Annotated in this window: 14 protein-coding genes; 6 read left to right on the plus strand and 8 right to left on the minus strand. The window is 65.1% G+C overall.

Annotated elements, in window-relative coordinates; all coding sequences use genetic code 11:
• Window positions 1-22 precede the first annotated feature (22 nt).
• Window positions 23-796 (plus strand): TetR/AcrR family transcriptional regulator, encoded by a 774-nt coding sequence (locus AC3FLX_RS30035; protein WP_488700985.1) that lies wholly within the window; start codon window positions 23-25, stop codon window positions 794-796.
• Here AC3FLX_RS30035 and uvrA read toward each other — a convergent pair whose 3' ends face one another.
• The 5 genes from uvrA to msrA form a co-directional block, all read right to left on the minus strand.
• Window positions 797-6658: an excinuclease ABC subunit UvrA gene (uvrA, locus tag AC3FLX_RS30040; RefSeq protein ID WP_488700986.1), complete on the minus strand. Its 5862-nt coding sequence runs from the start codon at window positions 6656-6658 to the stop codon at window positions 797-799. It abuts the gene before it with no gap.
• Window positions 6659-6897: 239 nt separating this feature from the next.
• Entirely contained in the window at window positions 6898-8259 is a 1362-nt protein-coding gene (locus AC3FLX_RS30045) for a phospholipase D-like domain-containing protein (RefSeq protein WP_488700987.1), read from the minus strand.
• 13 nt (window positions 8260-8272) lie between these two features.
• A complete protein-coding gene (locus AC3FLX_RS30050; RefSeq protein WP_488700988.1) occupies window positions 8273-8518 on the minus strand; it encodes a hypothetical protein in 246 nt (81 codons plus the stop codon).
• 12 nt (window positions 8519-8530) lie between these two features.
• The gene (locus AC3FLX_RS30055; RefSeq protein WP_488700989.1) at window positions 8531-9505 is read right to left on the minus strand and encodes a chymotrypsin family serine protease; all 975 of its coding nucleotides are present in this window, start codon (window positions 9503-9505) and stop codon (window positions 8531-8533) included.
• Window positions 9506-9748: 243 nt separating this feature from the next.
• Window positions 9749-10255 (minus strand): peptide-methionine (S)-S-oxide reductase MsrA, encoded by a 507-nt coding sequence (msrA, locus tag AC3FLX_RS30060; protein WP_488700990.1) that lies wholly within the window; start codon window positions 10253-10255, stop codon window positions 9749-9751.
• Window positions 10256-10323: 68 nt separating this feature from the next.
• On the opposite strand from msrA, the gene AC3FLX_RS30065 reads away from it, so the two are divergent.
• The gene (locus AC3FLX_RS30065; protein ID WP_488700991.1) at window positions 10324-10923 is read left to right on the plus strand and encodes a uracil-DNA glycosylase family protein; all 600 of its coding nucleotides are present in this window, start codon (window positions 10324-10326) and stop codon (window positions 10921-10923) included.
• Window positions 10924-10947: 24 nt separating this feature from the next.
• Here the strand turns inward: AC3FLX_RS30065 and AC3FLX_RS30070 are convergent, their stop codons facing one another.
• Window positions 10948-11418, minus strand: coding sequence for an Lrp/AsnC family transcriptional regulator (locus AC3FLX_RS30070; RefSeq protein ID WP_137927145.1), 471 nt, complete (start codon window positions 11416-11418; stop codon window positions 10948-10950).
• A 149-nt stretch (window positions 11419-11567) separates the two neighbouring features.
• On the opposite strand from AC3FLX_RS30070, the gene AC3FLX_RS30075 reads away from it, so the two are divergent.
• Entirely contained in the window at window positions 11568-12494 is a 927-nt protein-coding gene (locus AC3FLX_RS30075) for a DMT family transporter (RefSeq protein ID WP_488700992.1), read from the plus strand.
• Window positions 12495-12510: 16 nt separating this feature from the next.
• Here AC3FLX_RS30075 and AC3FLX_RS30080 read toward each other — a convergent pair whose 3' ends face one another.
• On the minus strand, window positions 12511-12981 hold the full coding sequence (locus AC3FLX_RS30080) for an Lrp/AsnC family transcriptional regulator (protein ID WP_488700993.1): 471 nt from the start codon (window positions 12979-12981) through the stop codon (window positions 12511-12513).
• 168 nt (window positions 12982-13149) lie between these two features.
• Between AC3FLX_RS30080 and AC3FLX_RS30085 the strand changes: the two genes are divergently transcribed.
• A complete protein-coding gene (locus AC3FLX_RS30085; protein WP_488700994.1) occupies window positions 13150-13431 on the plus strand; it encodes an AsnC family transcriptional regulator in 282 nt (93 codons plus the stop codon).
• Here the strand turns inward: AC3FLX_RS30085 and AC3FLX_RS30090 are convergent.
• Window positions 13420-14355, minus strand: coding sequence for a LysR family transcriptional regulator (locus tag AC3FLX_RS30090; protein WP_488700995.1), 936 nt, complete (start codon window positions 14353-14355; stop codon window positions 13420-13422). The two genes, AC3FLX_RS30085 and AC3FLX_RS30090, sit on opposite strands and share 12 nt — an antisense overlap.
• Before the next feature lie 117 nt (window positions 14356-14472).
• On the opposite strand from AC3FLX_RS30090, the gene metE reads away from it, so the two are divergent.
• Entirely contained in the window at window positions 14473-16860 is a 2388-nt protein-coding gene (gene metE / locus AC3FLX_RS30095) for a 5-methyltetrahydropteroyltriglutamate--homocysteine S-methyltransferase (protein ID WP_488700996.1), read from the plus strand.
• A 145-nt stretch (window positions 16861-17005) separates the two neighbouring features.
• Window positions 17006-19111: a TonB-dependent receptor family protein gene (locus AC3FLX_RS30100; RefSeq protein ID WP_488700997.1), complete on the plus strand. Its 2106-nt coding sequence runs from the start codon at window positions 17006-17008 to the stop codon at window positions 19109-19111.
• The last annotated feature ends 74 nt before the right edge of the window (window positions 19112-19185 follow it).

The raw sequence follows: 19185 nt of genomic DNA on the forward strand, positions 1-19185 counted from the left end.
CTGCAAGGCACGCCCACACGCCATGAAGCTCAAGCAAGCGCGCGCGCTGATCGCGGACGAACAACGGAATCCCGCGCCAGAAAAGTCTCGTCGAGCTCCCGCCGCCGATACCGGTCGCACGGCGAGTGCCGAAGCGGCGGCCCCCGATGGTCACGACGGTCTGACCGATACCGCACGGCGCATCCTGGAAATCGCCGAGCGGTTGTTCGCGGAACAGGGAGTGGAACAGGTGCCGCTACGCCAGATCGTGGTGGAAAGCGGGCAGCGCAATCGCTCGGCCCTGCACTACCACTTCGGCTCGCGCGAGGCGTTGGTCAGCCATCTGCTGAACCGGCGTCTGCATCAGGTCAATGAGATCCGGCACCGCTATCTGGACGAAATGGAAGGTCGCGGCCAGCCTGCCGACGTCCATGCCGTGGTGGAAGCCACCGTCCGGCCGCTGGTCGACGTGGTACTACACACCGACTGGGGCACCAACTACCTGCAGGTGCTGGCGCAGACCACGTTCAGCCCCGCTCTGCTCAACAAGGGGCTGGTCGACAAGACCGCCATGACCGCGCTGTATCGCGTGCGCGAGCACCTCTACGCCTTGCTGCCGAACGTGCCGGGCGACGTCGTGAAATTGCGCATGATCTGGTTTATGGACACGGTGGTCTATTCGCTGGCGCATTGGGTACGCGAACGCGGCAAACGGACCCGCAGCGAGCCGCCCGTCGCGGAATTGATCGATTTCTGCGCGGCGGCACTGGAGGGTCCCAGGCCGCCGGCAGCATCGAAACCCGCGCGGGCTCGCTGATCAGCCCGTGGCGCGCGCCGCGTCCGGCGCCGTGCGGGACAGCACAGGCACCAATGCGGCGCCGGTGTGGCTGGCCTTGATGCGCGACAGGGCTTCGGGGTCGGCCGCCCCGACGATGGTGCCGCCCTGAGCGCCGCCTTCCGGCCCGAGATCGATGATCCAGTCCGCCTCGGCAATCACGTCCAGGTCGTGTTCGATCACCACCACGCTATGGCCGCCGTCGGTCAGCCGATGCAGCACACGAATCAGCCGCGCCACATCGGCCATGTGCAGACCCACCGTCGGTTCATCCAGCACGTATAGCGTGTGCGGCGCCTTCTGGCCACGCCGCGTGATGTCATCGCGCACCTTGGACAGCTCGGTCACCAGCTTGATCCGCTGCGCCTCGCCGCCCGATAGCGTCGGCGATGGCTGCCCCAATGTCAGGTAGCCCAGGCCGACGTCCTTCATCAGTTGCAGCGGATGGGAGATCTGGGTAATCGCCGAGAAAAACTCCACGGCTTCGTCGATCTCCATCGTCAGCACATCGCCGATATTCTTGCCGCGCCACGTCACCGCAAGCGTTTCGGGATTGAAGCGCTGACCATGACAGACATCGCAAGGCACCTTCACGTCCGGCAGGAAGCTCATGCCGATGGTGCGCACACCCTGCCCTTCGCATGCGGGGCAACGGCCATCGCTGGTATTGAACGAGAACCGCGACGCACTGTAGCCGCGCGCCTTGGCCTCCAGCGTTTCCGCGAACAGCTTGCGGATCGCATCCCATACGCCGATGTAGGTGGCCGGACACGAGCGCGGCGTCTTGCCGATCGGGGTCTGGTCCACTTCCAGCACGCGATCGATCGACTCCCATCCGCTGATGCCTTCGCAGCCGTGCCAGGCATGTTCCACGCTGAGCGACTTCGTCGCGGTGGGCTTGCCCGCTTTCTCCGCCGCGGCGCGTGCCCGGCGCGTGGCGGGCGACGACATTACCGAGCGGCCTACCGCGTCAAGCAGGTTTGTCATCAGCACATCGCGCGCCAGTGTGGACTTGCCCGACCCCGACACTCCCGTGATAGCCACCAGACGGCCCAGCGGAATCCGCGCGGTCACTTCGCGCAGGTTGTGCAGATTTGCACCGTGGACGGTCAGCCATTGCCCCGGCTCGGCTTCCTTCCCGGCACGCGCGGGTTTGACCGCCCGGCGCGGCTGCAATGGGTGAATCATGGGCTGGGCCAGGAACCTGCCCGTGGTGGAATCAGCCGCGGCCGACAACGCGGCCACGCCACCCTGCGCCACCAGGTTGCCCCCGCGCTTGCCGGCGCCGGGTCCGATATCGATGATGTGGTCGGCCCGGCGGATCGTGTCTTCGTCATGCTCCACCACCACCAGCGTATTGCCCTTGTCGCCGAGCTTGCGCAGCGCATCGAGCAGGATCTGGTTGTCGCGCGGATGCAAGCCGATGGTCGGCTCGTCGAGCACGTAGCAGACGCCTTGCAGGTTGCTGCCCAGCTGCGCCGCCAGGCGGATACGCTGCGCCTCGCCACCCGACAGGCTCGGCGCAGCCCGGTCCAGACTCAGGTAACCAAGCCCCACTTCTTCGAGGAACTGCAGGCGGCTGGCGATTTCGGTCACCACATCCCGCGCGATCTCGGCGTCGCGGCCCTTCAGCCGCAGGCCATCGACCCAGCGGCGCGTATCGGACACGGTCCATTGCGCCACATCGGAAATAGCGTTGGTATCGAACGTCACCGCTCGCGCCACGTGGTTCAGGCGCGTGCCGCCACAGTCCGGGCATGGCGTATCGCCCACGCCTTCCGGTTCCTGTTCTTCAGACGGCAGGCTCTGCTCGCGGCCTCGGTCGTCGCCGCCCAGCACGGTATCGTCATAGGCGGCGCGCTGCTCGCCCGTCAGCGCCAGACCGGTGCCCACGCAGGTGCCGCACCAGCCATACTTGCTGTTGTACGAGAACATGCGCGGATCGAGTTCGGGATAGCTCGTGCCACAAACCGGGCAGGCGCGCTTGGTCGAAAACACCTTCGTCTCGCCGACCTTGCCCGAGCCCTTGCCGTTGTGCATGGCGTCGTGCAACCCGTCGAGCGGTGCCAGCAGGTGCATCACGCCCTTGCCCAGCTCCAGCGTCTGGTCCAGCAACGCACGCAGCTCGGCCTCGTGATCCGGCGAAATGACGATATCGCCAACTGGCAGTTCGATCGTGTGCTCACGGAAGCGGTCCAGGCGCGGCCACGGGTCCACGGGCAGGAATTCGCCATCGACACGCAGGTGCGTATTGCCGCGCGCCTTCGCCCACTTGGCCAGATCCGTGTAAACGCCCTTGCGATTCACCACCAGCGGGGCCAGCAGGCCGACATGCTGGCCACGATAGTCGCGCAATAGCTGCGCGGCGATCGATGCCGGACTCTGCGAGGTCACCGGCGCGCCGTCGTGCACGCAATGCTGGATGCCGAGCTTGACGTAAAGCAGGCGCAGAAAGTGCCAGACCTCGGACGTGGTCGCCACGGTACTCTTGCGGCCGCCACGCGACAGCCGCTGCTCGATAGCCACCGTCGGCGGAATGCCATAGACCGCGTCCACCTCGGGCCGGCCCGCCGGTTGCACGATCGACCGCGCATAGGCGTTCAACGACTCCAGATAGCGGCGCTGCCCTTCGTGGAACAGGATGTCGAACGCCAGCGTCGACTTGCCCGACCCCGACACACCGGTAATCACATTGAACTTGCCGTGCGGGATATCGACGTTGAGCGCCTTGAGGTTGTGCTCGTGCGCGTTGACGATGCGTACCACGCCCTCGCCTTCCACGGCACGGCGCGCCCGCGCGGCCTGCACGGCCGCCTGCAGCGGCTTGCCATGCCGGTCCTGTTCCTCACGCTCGGCGGCCAGCGTTCCCGATTCGCCCAGGGCCTTGTCATACGCCAGCAGCGCGTGACCCGTGTGCGAATCGGCGCAGCCCTTGACCATCTCGGGCGTGCCCACGCACAACACCTGCCCGCCCGCGTCGCCGCCTTCCGGACCCAGGTCGACGATCCAGTCCGAGGCCCGGATCACATCGAGGTTGTGCTCGATCACGATCAGCGAATGCCCGCCATCGAGCAGCTTGCCGAACGCGCGCATGAGCTTGGCGATATCGTCGAAATGCAGGCCGGTCGTCGGTTCATCGAACATGAACAGCCGCTTCGGCAGCACCACCGCCTTGCGGTTCTTCACCGGCTGCGCGGCAGCCGTCTCGGCCAGGAAGCCGGCCAGCTTCAGACGCTGCGCCTCGCCGCCGGATAGCGTCGGCACCGGCTGGCCCAGCTTCACGTATTCCAGCCCCACGTCGGCGATTGGCGCCAGCACGCGCAGTACGGCGGCATCGCCCTCGAACAGCGCGGTGGCTTCGCTGACGGTCAGCTCAAGCACGTCGGCCACGCTCAATGTGCGCGGCGCCTGTCCGCGCGCGGCGCGCTCGATTTTCACTTCGAGCACTTCCGCGCGGTAGCGTGTGCCGTCGCAGTCGGGGCAGCGCAGATAGACGTCCGACAGGAACTGCATCTCCACGTGCTCGAAACCGGAGCCGCCGCACGTCGGGCATCGGCCGTCGCCGGAGTTGAAGCTGAACGTGCCGGCCGTATAGCCGCGCTGCAGCGCGAGCGGCGCCTTGGCGAACAGCTTGCGAATCTCGTCGAACGCGCCCACGTAGCTGGCCGGGTTCGAACGCGCCGTCTTGCCGATCGGCGACTGATCGACGAACACCACGTCGTCGACCAGTTCGGCACCGGCCAGGTCGCGGTACGCACCCGGCGACTCCGTGGCCTTGCCGAAGTGGCGGGCCATGACCGGATACAGCACGTCCTGCAGCAGCGTCGACTTGCCGGAACCGGACACGCCAGTCACGCAGACCAGCCGGTTCAACGGAATCTCTACCGTGACGTCCTTGAGGTTGTGTTCCGAGGCGCCTTCCAGCCTCAGGCGTGGGGTGCCGTCATCCACGGGCCGCAGTTGCCAGTCCGTGGCATCGGTCACGCGCCGCCGGCCACCCAGGTAGTCGCCGGTCAGCGTCCGTTCGCCGCGGATGGCCTCGGGGGTGCCGTCGAAGATGATCGACCCGCCACGCTCGCCCGGGCCGGGGCCCATGTCGATCAGCCGGTCGGCCGCCAGCATCACCGAGGGGTCGTGCTCCACCACCACGAGCGTATTGCCCGCATCGCGCAGACGATGCATCGCTTCGACGATGCGGTTCAGGTCGCGCGGATGCAGGCCGATGCTCGGCTCGTCGAGCACGAACAGCGTATTGACCAGCGATGTGCCCAGCGCGGTCGTCAGGTTGATCCGCTGCACCTCGCCACCGGACAGCGTGCGGCTCTGGCGATCGAGCGTCAGGTAGCCCAGCCCGACGTCGCAGAGATACTTGAGCCGCGTGCGGACTTCGGCCAGCAGCAGCTTGAGCGCGTCGTCGAGCAACGCGCTCGGCAGCGTGAGGTCGTCGAAAAAGCGCCGGATGCGCGCGATCGGCATCAGCATCAGGTCGTGCACGGTCAAACCCGGCAGGGCCTGGAGCTGCGCACGGGACCAGTCCACGCCCTTCGGCATGAAGCGGTCCGCCGGCGGCAGAACCGCATCGGCATTGTCATTGCTGCCCAGGCGCCACAGCAGCGCCTCGGTCTTCAGCCGGGCGCCACAGCAGGTTTCGCAAGGCGTGTAGCTGCGGTACTTCGACAGCAGCACGCGGATGTGCATCTTGTAGGCCTTCGACTCCAGGTAGTTGAAGAACCGCATCACGCCGTACCACTGCTTGTTCCACTGGCCATTCCAGTCCGGCGAACCGTGGATCACCCAGTGCTGTTCGGCCTCGGTGAGCTGGTTCCACGCCAGGTCGCGCGGAATGCCGGCCTTTGCCGCGTAGCGCATCAGGTCGTCCTGGCATTCCTTCCAGGCCGGCGTCTGCATCGGCTTGATCGCGCCATCGCGCAGCGACTTGCGGCCATCGGGAATCACCAGACCCAGGTCCACGCCAATCACGCGGCCAAACCCTCGGCAGGTCTCGCAAGCGCCATAGGCCGAGTTGAACGAGAACAGCGCCGGCTGCGGATCGGCATACCGGATATCGCTTTCCGGGCTGTGCAGGCCCGTGGAAAACTTCCATACCGGCCCCTCGCCCTCGTCGGTCACCACATTGACGCTGACGCGGCCGCCGCCGCGCTTGAGCGACGCCTCGATGGCTTCGATCGCACGGGCCTTCTCGACGTTACCGATGCGGAAGCGGTCCGCCACCACATCGAGCACCTTGCGCTTGCCGGTTGGCGACTCGACGATGCGCTGGCCGTGCACGCGCGTATAACCGCTGACCGACAGCCACTGCGCCACCTCGTCCTCGGTGGCCGATTCCGGCAGTTCCACCGGGAACGTCACCACCAGCCGCGCATCGGCGAATGGCTGGCCGGCAGCGGTACGTGCCTGAAGTTCGGTGTAGATCGTTTCCGGGGAGTCATGGCGCACCGGCAGCGCGGTCTGCTTGTCGAACAGCTCCGAAGCACGCGCGTAGAGCAGCTTCAGGTGGTCGTTGAGTTCGGTCATGGTGCCGACCGTCGACCGCGAACTGCGCACCGGATTGGTCTGGTCGATGGCGATTGCCGGCGGCACCCCATCCACCTTGTCCACCTGCGGGCGGTCCATCCGGTCCAGGAACTGGCGGGCGTAGGCGCTGAAGGTTTCCACGTAGCGACGCTGACCTTCGGCATACAGCGTGTCGAATACCAGGCTCGACTTGCCCGATCCCGACGGCCCGGTCACCACGGTCATTTGCCCCGTGTGCAGGTCCAGATCAACGTTCTTGAGATTGTGCTGACGGGCGCCGCGAATGCGGATGGTGCCGGAATCTGACAATTTCTTGCCCCAAATCAATAGGTTGGATGCGAAACTTAAAGTCTTGCCGCAATGTCATATCGCACCCGTCGGGTGCGAAGATGCCGTAACTATACTGTATAAACGTACAGGCTTCCTGACAGGCAACGGACAACTTCAAGATCCGCGGCACCGGCTGCATTGGTGCGCCTTGGGGCACTTTTCCGTTTGGGTATTGGACGATGCTTCAGCCAGCCGTGCATCGCCCAGACCCAGGCAACTCAGACTTCCTCATAGTCACCCCGCTCCACGCGCACGAATCCGCCACCGGCCAGAGACTCCGCAGTCATCGCCTCGGGCGCGCCCATCTCCGGCAGCTTACGGAAGGCGCTCTTCCAGTCGTTCTCGAAGATTTGCGTGAAATACTCGGCGATGCCTTTGTGGGCAAGCCAGACACCGGCTTCCCGGTTCTTCGAAACGGCGGAGTCGGACCAGTTCTGGGAGCTGATCAGCACGCGCTTGCCATCGACGATGATCATCTTGTTATGGCAATGCACGAATTCGTCGGTATTGATGTACCGGATGTGCTTGCCGAGCTTCAACCCGTACTGCGCGGCAAGATTCTTGAGATTCTTCTTTTCGTTGGGAATGTCCTGGCTGCTGAATACCTTGCCGAGCACAATGCGGACGTCCAGCTCCGGCGCGGCGGCCTGGGCCTTGGCGATGGCTTCCAGCAATTTGGTGATCAGCGGCTGCGACGACCGGATGTACTGCTGCTCGATCAGGATGGACTTGCGCGCCTTGGCCAGCAGGCCCGGTATGACATCCATGTAGTTGTCGGGACTGAGCACCGGCTGCACCTTCAGCGGCGACTCCAGTTCGAAGGTCTGGCTTGGGAACAACCGGGCGGGCCGCTTCGTCGGCGCACGCTCCACCAGGAAAAAGTCCTCGTCGACGGGACGCCGCAGCATTTCCGGCACGGCGTCGACCCGCGCCATGTCGGCCTCCAGAACGTCCGTGAAGAAGCGCGCCAGCGCGGACGACTCGATAGCCACCCCAGTGTCGCGATTGCCGGGCCGGAACGCGGCGCCGTCGCCGCCGCCATCCACAACATTCATCGGGATACTGTTGGCGCTGTAGTTGCCGCTCTGCACCAGCACCCACTTGCCGTCGATAACGATCACCTTTTCGTGCGAGGAGCTGAACAGGCGGACGGTGGGATTGGCGCACGACGGCGCCGATACGCCCCGCACACCCATCTGCACCAGCCGATCGAACATATCGCTTTCGCCCTTGCTATCGATATCGAGCATCAGCGTCACCCGCACCTTGCGAGCCATCGCGGCCAGCAGCAGCTCCTCCATATACGGGGCGGTGAAATCGTAGATCCCGATAACGATCGACTTCCGCGCGGCATCGATCAGCCGCCGGGTCACGGCAAAGGTGGAGTCAGGCGATGCGTAGGCAATGATCCGCGCCTTTGCCTCGACCTCAATGGCCGGGACAGCGCGTTTTTCATAGGTTTCGAGATGGCAGCTGCGGCCGACCAGCTCCGGCAGCGCAACCGGCACGGTCACCTGGGGCGCAAGCGTTTGCGCCGTGGCCAGCTTGGAGACACGGCTCTTCAGGACAAGATTCGGCATGTCGATGGCTCAACTATTGTGGTTCGAACGGCTCGGACTTGCGGATGCAAAGGCGTACGTCGACAGTCTTGCCATGCATCGATGCGGCAAGCGAATCAGGCAGGGTTGGCGCGGCGTCAGGCGCAACCCAGGCAACCACGACCCAGCCGGCGCAGCCAAATGCCGCGCCCTCTTCCACGCCCAGCGCATGCACGCCGGCCTTGGCCAGGCTGTCGGCATGCTGCTGTCTTGCGCAGTTGGCCTCGTCGAGCGTTGCCACGGAGCTTCCTCGTCAGAAGGTGAACTTCAGCGCGCCCATCACCGTGCGGATCGGGGTGAAGACACTGCCCTGCGGCGATCCGGCGAAATGCAGGCCGACGATCGCGCCGCTGTCGGAGGCAACCACCACGGATCCGGAATCGCCCGGGCTGGTATAGGTATCGCACAGGACCTGGCCCGTAAAGCCGACGGTCCCCACCCCTTCATAGCGGACCAGCACGCGGAAGTCGACGTCACGCACGATTGACTGGGAGTCCCCGCTGGTGCGGCCACGCTTTCTGACCGCCATGTCGCGTTCTGGTGAGACGACCTTCCTGGGCTTGGCCGCGCCCCAGATCTCCTCGTCGATATCACTCAGACGGCTGCGGTCGATCTCGGCCAGCGCCGCGTCGACGGTATTGGTGAAGCTGTCGCCCGGACGGAACGGCGCAAACCCGCTGAGTTTTGCCACGACGTTGCCGGGCGCCTTCCCGCCGTCGGCTACGCCCGGATACAGGATCGCATCGCCGATCGCACCCAGGCCGGAATTTGCCAGCACATGCGAATTGCTGAGGATGAACCGCTTGCGCCCCTTGCGCACGACGGCGCCCAGCGTGCCGGCGGTCACGTCCTGGTGCCCGACGCTGAAGCCGCTCTGCAATGGCGAAGCCTTGATATTGGCCTGCGGCACGATATCGCCAATTTCCACGACATCGGTAAAGACGGCCTTGCCGTTGGCGGCCGCCATGACGGGCGGCAGGATCTGGCCGGCCTGCAGGTTTGCGGCAGGCACCTTCTGCCGGACGTAGAAAACGATGCCAAGTTCGTCGGTGCGCTCGTTGCCGGTGACCTTCCTGGCAATGCCGGCGCCGACGATGTTCTGGTCTTCGAATATGGTGCGCACCCGCTGGTAGTGCTGCCGCGTGGCCAGCGCAAGGGTCTGCGGCTCGGCCAGGTCGGGCGCGGTGATGCAGTCAAGGATATCGAGCAGGGATTTCGGTGTTGCCACAGGTCCTCCTTCTTGACGAAGTCACGCGCGCAGCTTACCCGATCACATATGTCACCGGCATGACCCGCGCGCGCAGAAGCACCAGTGTGCAAGCGCGGCGCGTCCGCGAATAGCGGACAAATCTGATTTTTGCCCTGTCTGCCCCTGCCGGGACAAACGGTACGCACAATCCATCCGCGTACGCCACCCGGCACGCGGCGGACAGCAACCGCCGCGATTTCGCAATGCCGCGCTTCCGGCCGCTTATCCCCGCTGCGGCAGCTTCCAGTCCGGACGGATGAAGTGGCAGGTGTAGCCGTTCGGAATCCGCTCCAGGTAATCCTGGTGCTCAGGCTCGGCTTCCCAGAACGGGCCGGCCGGTGCGATTTCAGTGGCGACCTTGCCGGGCCACAGGCCGGAAGCATCCACGTCGGCCGCGGTCTGCTCCGCCACGTGCTTCTGCTCGTCATCCAGATAGAAGATGGCGGAGCGATAGCTGGTGCCGATATCGTTGCCCTGGCGATTCTTCGTGGTCGGATCGTGGATCTGGAAGAAGAACTCCAGGATCTGGCGATAACTGATCTGCTTCGGATCGAACACGATCTCGATGCCTTCCGCGTGCGTGCCGTGATTGCGATAGGTGGCATTGGGCACGTCGCCGCCGGTGTATCCCACACGCGTGGTCAGTACACCGGGAAAGCGGCGCAGCAGGTCCTGCATGCCCCAGAAGCAACCGCCGGCCAGGATTGCGGTTTCCGTTTGTGTCGTCATGATCGATTTCCATCGCAATGCATCAAGCCCCGTAATATACGCACACCCCACGGAATCCGCTTGCCACCATGAAGTCCCCCCAACGCGCGCAGGGTGTCGTCCAGGCCCTTCAACGCGATATCGCCGCCTGCACGCGCTGCGCCGCCGATCTGGCCGCCGGTCCACGGCCCGTGCTGCAGTTCAGCGCCACGTCACGCATCCTGATCATCGGCCAGGCGCCGGGGTCGCGCGTGCATGCCAGCGGCGTGCCGTTCGACGACCCTAGCGGCGACCGCCTGCGTGACTGGATGGGGATCGACAAGGATGTGTTCTACGATGCCTCGCGCATCGCCATCATGCCGATGGGATTCTGCTACCCCGGCAAGGGCAAGAGCGGCGACCTGCCACCACGGCGCGAATGCGCGCCACTGTGGCACGAGCGCGTGCTGGCCTGCCTGCCCGAAGACCGGCTGACGCTGCTGGTCGGCACCTATGCGCAGGCGGCGTATCTGCCGAATCCCGCCAAGCTGTCGATGACCGCGCAGGTGCAGGACTTCCGGCGCTTCGGGCCGAACGTCATTCCGCTGCCTCACCCCTCGTGGCGCGTGGTGTTGTGGATGCGCCAGAATCCCTGGTTCGACGCCGGGCTACTGCCTGTCTTGCAGGCGGCCGTACGCGCCCGCCTGTAGCGTCGGCAGCGGGACGATGACCGGTCAGCCCAGTGGCAGCGCCGTACTGTAGAGCACCTGCTTCAGCGCAAAGCTCGAACGGATGCTGGCCACGCCTGGGATACGGGTGATCTGGTCGATGATCAGCCGCTCCAGCGCTTCCACGTCCGGCACCACCACGCGCAGCAGGTAGTCGGCATCGCCGGACATCAGGTAGCACTCCATCACCTGCGGCAGCGCGGCGATCTTTCGTTCGAAAGTGTCGAGCGTTTCGCGGCGCTGCTTGTCCAGCGACACCGAGATGAACACCACCACCTTCAGGCCCAGCCGGCGGGCGTCCAACAGCGTGACGCGCCGCGAAATCACGCCAATCTTTTCCAGGCGCTTGACGCGCGCCAGGCACGGCGACGGCGAAAGGTTGATGCGGCTGGCCAGTTCCACATTGGTCAGGCTGCCGTCGCGCTGCAGTTCGCCCAGGATTCGGATATCCGTGGCATCAAGATCGATGTCCAGCATCTTTGTCTTCATTGATTTGGTTCGGCAGCATTCTATGCTGGTCAGCGCATGAATGACAGCGTGATGCGGACAATGCTGCGGTGCGATGAATCGTAGACTTTTGCACCTGGGGCGGGCCGTCGGCCTGCCCAGGGAAAGTCAATCTGTTCATGTCCGTATCCACGTCCGCAGGCAGCGCACGCTCTGCCAGTTTCAAGTCATTTCTGCCGCTGATCGGCGCCGTCATCATCTGGGGCGGCAACTGGCCCGTCATGAAATTCGGGCTGTCGCACGTCAGCCCGCTATGGTTTGCCGCCTTGCGCTTTGGCTCGGCCGCCGTGATCAGCTTTGTCGTGCTCGGCGCGCTGCGGCGGCTGCGTCTGCCTTCGCGTGAGGAATGGCCGCTCGTCTTCGGCGTGGGGCTGCTGCAGATGGCCGCGTTCACGGCGCTGGCCCTGTGGGCGCTGCAATACGTGCCGCCGGGCCGTGCATCGGTGGTGGCTTATGCCACGGCCATCTGGGTGATTCCGTTGTCGTCGCTGGTGCTGGGGGAGCGGCCATCGCGCTGGCAATGGCTGGCCACCGGATTCAGCTACGCGGGCATCGCCGTGATCGTGGCACCGGCGCTGGGCGGTTGGGAAATCCACACCGTATTGGGCCTGACCATGCTGCTCGGCGCGTCGCTGGCCTGGTCGGTCAGCATTATTCACTTGCGCTCGCATCGGCATATCCGGCTCGGCGCCGAGATGATCCCCTGGGAGTGCGCCGTGGCCACCGTGCCCCTGGTGCTCCTGGCGGTGCTGCGCGATGGCGCGCCAGATCTGGCCGCGATGGCAGGAATCTGGCCCGCGGTCTTCTACACCGGCCCGCTGGCGACCGCGCTGACCTTTATCGTCGTCCTCAACGTCACCCAATCGCTGCCGCCGGCTGCCACGTCGATCGCCATGCTTGGCGTACCGGTGATCGGTCTGGTGCTGTCCGCCGTGGCCTGGCATGAGCGGATCTCGGCGGACCTGTCGGCCGGGCTGGGCCTGATCGCGCTGGGCGTGGTCACCACGGCGCTGGCGCCTCGGCTGGGACGACTGTCCGCGCGCTGAGTGCCAGGCGCATCGTTCAAGGTTCCACCGAGAGTTCCCGCTTCAGCGTGCGCAGCACGAACGTCGAGTGGCTGTGCCGCAGGCCTGGCAGCTTGTACAGCTTGTGGCGCAGGAATTCCTCGTAACCCTCGGTGCCGGCCACGGCAACCTTGATCAGGTAGTCGTACTCGCCCGTCAGCAAGTGGGCTTCCAGCACTTCGGGCAATTGCGCGAGCGCCTCGCCAAAGCGGTGCAGCATGTCGTCATCGTGACGGTCCAGCGTGACTTCGATCAGCACCGTGTCTGGCAGGCCAAGCGCCTTCTGATTGAGCAGCGCCGCGTAGCCGCCGATCACTCCCGCATCTTCCAGTGCCTTGACACGATTCCAGCACGGCGTGGCGGACAACCCCACCCGCTCGGCCAGCTTGGCGTTGGAAATCCGTCCGTCGCGGCGCAGCTCGCGCAGGATGCGGCGGTCGATGTCGTCGAGTTTGGGAACGTTTGTCACGGCAATCCAGATCGCAAAGATGAAACACCCTAGAATGTACACCCGTACGGATGATTATTCTCCAAACGACCAGCGACTGGAGAAAAATCAGAAGCTCATTTTGCGGCATGGCTGGTAAATTTACCGGACTCCTTGCGAATCACTTCGCGCTCCTGACCGGACCCTGCCATGCCCGCCCTTCAGCTTTCCCTGCAACTCGACCGTACCGACGTCTTCGGCAGCCTGGAATGGGTGCTGGCCAACGCCCGGCGCACGGGTTTGTCTCTTGGGCAGATGACGTTCGATGCCAGCCGCGCCAACGCGGTGCGCCTGCAGTGCGAAGCGCCGGCGCTCGAACTGCTTGAGCTGTTCGTGCGCCGCGTGGCGCATGGCGTGGACCTGGAGATCGTCGACGCGGAATTTTCCGAGGACGCCGCGAACCTGGACACGTGCGAGGCGCTAGCTGCCTGAGCGTTCCGTATCTTCCAGCAGCTCGATGCCATCGAGCTCCGCCGCGCAGGTCTCGCGGACGATCGACACGAAATCCGCCACGTACGGCCGGTCGGCCATCGCCGATGGCAGCACGGCATAGAGTTCGCTCCACAAGCCTTTCGTACCAATACGCTTGGCCAGCACATAGTCGTGGTCGACGTAGTTTTTGACACCCCAGTTCGGCAATGCGGCCACGCCGCGCCGGCTGGCCACCAATTGCAGAACCGCCACGGTCAATTCCGCCGTGCGCCGTTCCAGGCGGATGCCGGCAGGCTCCAGCACCTCGCGGATCAGGTCGATCCGCTGTTCGGGCACCGGATAGGTAATCAGCGTCTCGCCCGCCAGGTCGGCGGCTTCGATCCGCCGCTTGTTGCGCAGCCGGTGCTCATTGGCGATGACCGCCAGGATCTCGAACTTGAACAGTGGCGCCACGGTCAGCCCACGTTTCGTGGGAGGCTTCGACCCGATCACCATGTCCGCCTTCCCTTGCGCCAGCAGCGCCAGCGGATCGGCGTGGAAGCCTGCCACAAGATCGATTTCCACTTCCGGCCAGCGGCGGCGGAATTCGTCCATCACCGGCATCAGCCAGTCGAAGCAGGTGTGGCATTCCAGCACCACGCGCAATTCGCCACGGGTATCGCTTTTCAGGCGCAGCAGGTCGCGCTCCGCGGCGCTGATGGCAGCCAGCGCCTCGCGCGCCAATGCAAGCAGCCGGTCTCCGGCCGGCGTAAAGCGCAGCCCCTGACGTGTGCGGTCGAACAACGCCATGCCGTAGTGCGCCTCGATGGCCTTGATCTGGTGCGACAACGCCGACTGGCTCACGTGCACGCGCTCGGCGGCGGTCGCCAGCTTGCCCGAGTCCGCGATAGCCACCAGCGAACGGAAATGCCGGACTTCAATCATGGCCGCCGCCTCGTGTGAGTTGAATGAAATTCATACTTTGTTTAAAACATCTCGCTTGATTCATTCTAGCCGCGAACCGACACTGTGCGCCACATCAGACTTCATCGGAGCACGGGCATGGCACGCACACACGTATTGGGTTTTCCGCGCATTGGCGCACGGCGGGAACTGAAGTTCGCGCAAGAGGCATTCTGGCGCGGCGAAACATCGGAAGCGGCACTCCGCGAAACGGGTGCCACGCTGCGCCGCCGCCACTGGCAGCTGCAGGCCGATGCGGGTCTGGCCACGGTGACGGCCGGCGACTTCGCCTGGTATGACCAGATGCTGGGCCTGACCACGCTGCTGGGCGCCCTGCCGAAGCGTTTCGATTTCGATCCGTCCGCGCTGACGCTGGCCCAGTACTACGAACTGGCGCGCGGCAATGCCGCCCAGCCGGCGATGGAAATGACAAAGTGGTTCGATACGAACTACCACTACATCGTGCCGGAGCTGGACGCCGACAGCACATTCAACGGCGGCGCAAACTGGTTCTTCGATGAAATCGACGAGGCGCTGGCGCTTGGGCTGCCAACCCGCCCGGCACTGATCGGGCCGGTGACGTACCTGTGGCTGTCGAAGTCTCACGTTGCCGGCTTCGATCGCCTGAGCCTGCTGCCGAAGGTGGTGCAGGCCTATCGCCGCATCCTGTCGCAATTGCAGGCGCGCGGTATCGAGTGGGTACAGATCGACGAACCGGCGCTGAGCCTTGATTTGCCGCCCGAATGGCTCGATGCCTACGACCAGGCCTACCCGGCGCTGGCCGATGCGGGCGTAAAGCTGCTGCTGGCCACCTACTTCGACACCGCCGCGGACCATGCGGCGCGTATCACCGCCCTGCCCGTGCATGGATTCCATATCGATCTGGTCCGCGCGCCGCAGCAACTGGATGCCTGGCAAGCTGCGCTGCCGGCCCACGCCGTGCTGTCCGTCGGCGTGATCGACGGCCGCAATATCTGGCGTGCGGATCTGCGCAAGGTGCTCCAAACCGTGGCACCGCTGCATGCGCAGTTGGGTGACCGCCTGTGGCTGGCGCCCAGTTGCTCGCTGCTGCACGTTCCGGTATCGCTCGATGCGGAAACCCGGCTCGATCCCGAGCTGAAGGCCTGGCTGGCCTTCGCCACCGAAAAGCTCGACGAACTGCACACGCTGGCGACCGCGTTGAACCGTGGCGAGGCCGCCGTGGCGGAACAACTGGCCGCTTCGGACGCCGCGCAGGCATCGCGCCGGACATCGCGCCGCGTGGTCAATCAGCAGGTGCAGAAGCGCCTGGCCGCCGTAACCGCCGAGATGGCCGAACGCGACAGCGTGTTCGATGTCCGCATCGTCCGCCAGCGCGACGCGCTGAAGCTGCCCCCGTTGCCCACGACGACCATTGGCTCCTTCCCGCAAACCACGGCCATCCGTCAGACCCGGGCCGCCTACAAGCGCGGGGAAATCGGCGCGCTCGATTATCTGGAGCGGATTCGCGGCGAAATCGAACTGGCCGTGCGCAAGCAGGAGGCCCTGGGCCTGGACGTGCTGGTCCACGGCGAAGCCGAACGCAACGACATGGTCGAATACTTCGGCGAGCAGCTCTGTGGCTATGCCTTCACCGAGAACGGCTGGGTGCAAAGCTACGGCTCGCGCTGCGTCAAGCCGCCGGTGATCTTTGGCGACGTGTACCGGCCGGAGCCGATGACCGTGGAAACGGCGCGCTTTGCCCAGACACTGACCGATCGGCCGATGAAGGGCATGCTGACCGGCCCGGTGACCATGCTGCAGTGGTCTTTCGTACGGGACGACCAGCCGCGCGCCCTGACCACCCGGCAACTGGCACTGGCCATCCGCGACGAAGTCTGCGACCTGGAGGCCGCCGGTATCCGCGTGATCCAGATCGACGAACCGGCCCTGCGCGAAGGCCTGCCGCTGCGCCAGGCCGACTGGGCTGACTATCTGGCCTGGGCCGTCAACGCGTTCCGCCTCTCGGCATCGGGCGTCGACGATGAGACGCAGATCCACACCCATATGTGCTATGCGGAGTTCAACGACATCCTGCCGGCCATCGCCGCGATGGATGCCGACGTGATCACGATCGAGACGTCGCGCTCTGCAATGGAACTGCTCGAAGGCTTTGGTGACTTCGACTATCCGAACGAGATCGGCCCGGGCGTGTACGACATCCATTCCCCGCGCGTGCCTTCCGTCGAAGCCATGACGCGCCTGCTGGCGCGTGCTTGCGAAGTCATCCCGCCGGAACGCCTGTGGGTCAATCCGGACTGCGGCCTGAAAACCCGCGGCTGGATGGAGACCGAAGCCGCGCTGGCAAACATGGTGAACGCGGCGCGCGCCCTGCGTGAGAAGCTGGCCGGCCAGGCGCCCGTCACGTGGAAGCGCGTCGACCGTGCCGCCGGCAGCGTGGCCGGCAAAGCGGCGCACGTGCATGGCGCGGCATGCGGCCCGTCGTGCGCAGGCCAGGCAACCGTCTAGGAACCTGCTGAGCTTATGCGCTAAAGCGCACGTTGCGTCGCTGTGTCGCATGGCGGCGCGACGTGCGCGTACGTATCCTTCCGGTCGAGCCAAACAAGAAAATTACGAGCTGTACCGACCTCCGGGGCGGTCCTCGACCATCGGAATGAAACGAGCCACACCCTGGCGCCGCGCTGCGGTGCTTCCTGCCGCCGCACTCACCGGCGCAGCCTTTGCGCAATCCGCGACGGTCACCGCGCCGGATGCATCCACCGTCCACACCCTGCCAACCGTTACCGCCACGGCAAATGCCATCGGTTCGCTGACCGTGCCCAGCGTGGCCCGGCAGCGCCAATCGCTGTTCCAGTCGGCCGGGTCCGTCGGCTTTGTCGATGCCCAGTCATACACGAACACCTATGCCTACGACCTGCGCGATGTGCTGAAGGATTCGCCCGGCGTCTACGTGCAGGAGCGTTACGGCCAGGAACTGCGCCTTTCGGTGCGCGGCTCGGGCGTGGCACGTGGCTTCCACACGCGGGGCATCGAAATACTCCAGGACGGCGTGCCGACGAATTTTGCCGACGGCAGTGGTGACTTCTACCAGATCGATCCGTTGTCGCTGTCGGCCGCCGAGGTCTACAAGGGCGGCAACGGCCTGGCCTATGGCAGCACCACGCTGGGCGGCGCGATCAACTTCACCACGCCCACCGCGCTGACCGCCGATGCCCAGAACCTCGTGCGGCTGGATGGCGGCAGTTTCGGCACCGTGCGCGGCAGCGGACAGGTGTCGCGGCAGCTTGGCCAGTGGGACTTCCTGGTCAATGCGACGGTCAGCCACTCGGAAGGCTGGCGCAATCACGAGCGGGGCCAATACGAGCAGATCAACGCGAACGTCGGCTACCGCTTCAGCCCGGCCGTGGAAACGCGCTTCTACTTCGGCGCATATATCGTCGATCAGTTGCTGCCCGGCGCCCTGACGCTGAACCAGGCACTGACCACACCGCGCATGGCATCCGCCAGCGCGCTGGCTGGAGACCAGGCGCGAAACACACGTACCGAGCGGCTGGCCAATGTCACCAGCGTCAAGCTCGACAACGGCCAGATCGACTTCACGACGTGGGGCATCCACAAGAGCCTGTATCACCCGATCTTCCAGGTGGTGGATCAGGACAGCTGGACCTACGGCATTGCGCCGCGCTACACCGGCAATTTCACGCTGGGCGGCATGCGCAACCAGTTGATCGCCGGCGCGCGCTTCTTCGGCGGCAACAACGACGCGCGCCAGTACGTCAACGTCAATGGCAATCGTGGCGCGCAGACGCTGAACGCAAGGCAGGACGCCTACAACTACGAGGCCTATCTCGAAGACCGCCTGTACGTGCTGCCCACGGTGGCGCTGATGGCCGGGGCCAAGGCCTACCGCAACCGCCGCGAATACACCGACTTTGGCGGCCTGCCCGCCAACCCGACCGCCAAGGCGGACGCCACCACCTATAGCGGCGTCAACCCGAAATTCGGCGTGCTGTGGGAACCCAAGCCGGACATCCAGGCGTTCATCGACATTACGCGCAGCGCCGATGTGCCCGACTTCTCGGACCTGAACCAGACGATCGGCACCACGCAGCAGTTCGTGCCGCTCGCCGCGCAGCATGGCTGGACGCTTGAGCTGGGGACGCGCGGACGGACGGACCGCTTTGCCTGGGACATCACCGCATACCGGTCGCTGCTGCGCGACCAGTTGCTGCAGTACACGGTGAGCCCCGATATTCCGGCGTCGACCTTCAACGCCAACAAGACGGTGCTCCAGGGCCTGGAGCTGGGCGCCAGCGCCGACGTGCTGCGCGACTTGGCGTCCAAGGGCGACAAGGTGACCGTGTCGCAGATCTGGAACTACAGCGATTTCCGCTTCGATAACGATCCGGTCTACGGCAACAACCGCATTGCGGGCGTGCCGAAGCACGTACTGCGCACCACGCTCGCCTATAGCCGCAACAGCCGGCTGCGGGTGGCCGGCACGATCGACTGGGTACCGACCGGCGCCTATGTCGATTACGCCAACACGCTCAAGGTGCCGTCGTACGTGCTGTTCGGCATCGAGGCCAGCTACGAGTTCGAGCGCGGCGTGACCGTGTTCCTGGACGCCCGCAACCTGGGCGACAAGCGCTATGTCAGCGACTTCAGCACCGTCACCGATGCACGCACGGCCAACACCTCGGTGTTCTATCCAGGGGTCGGCCGCGCGTTCTATGCCGGCGTGAAGTATCGCTTCTAGCGGTTGCCAGGCCGGGGCATGCGCCCGGATACGCGCACATCCCGTACATCCCCGCCAATAAAAAACCCTTCCGC

It is taken from the genome of Cupriavidus sp. 291-E7, assembly GCF_057798835.1.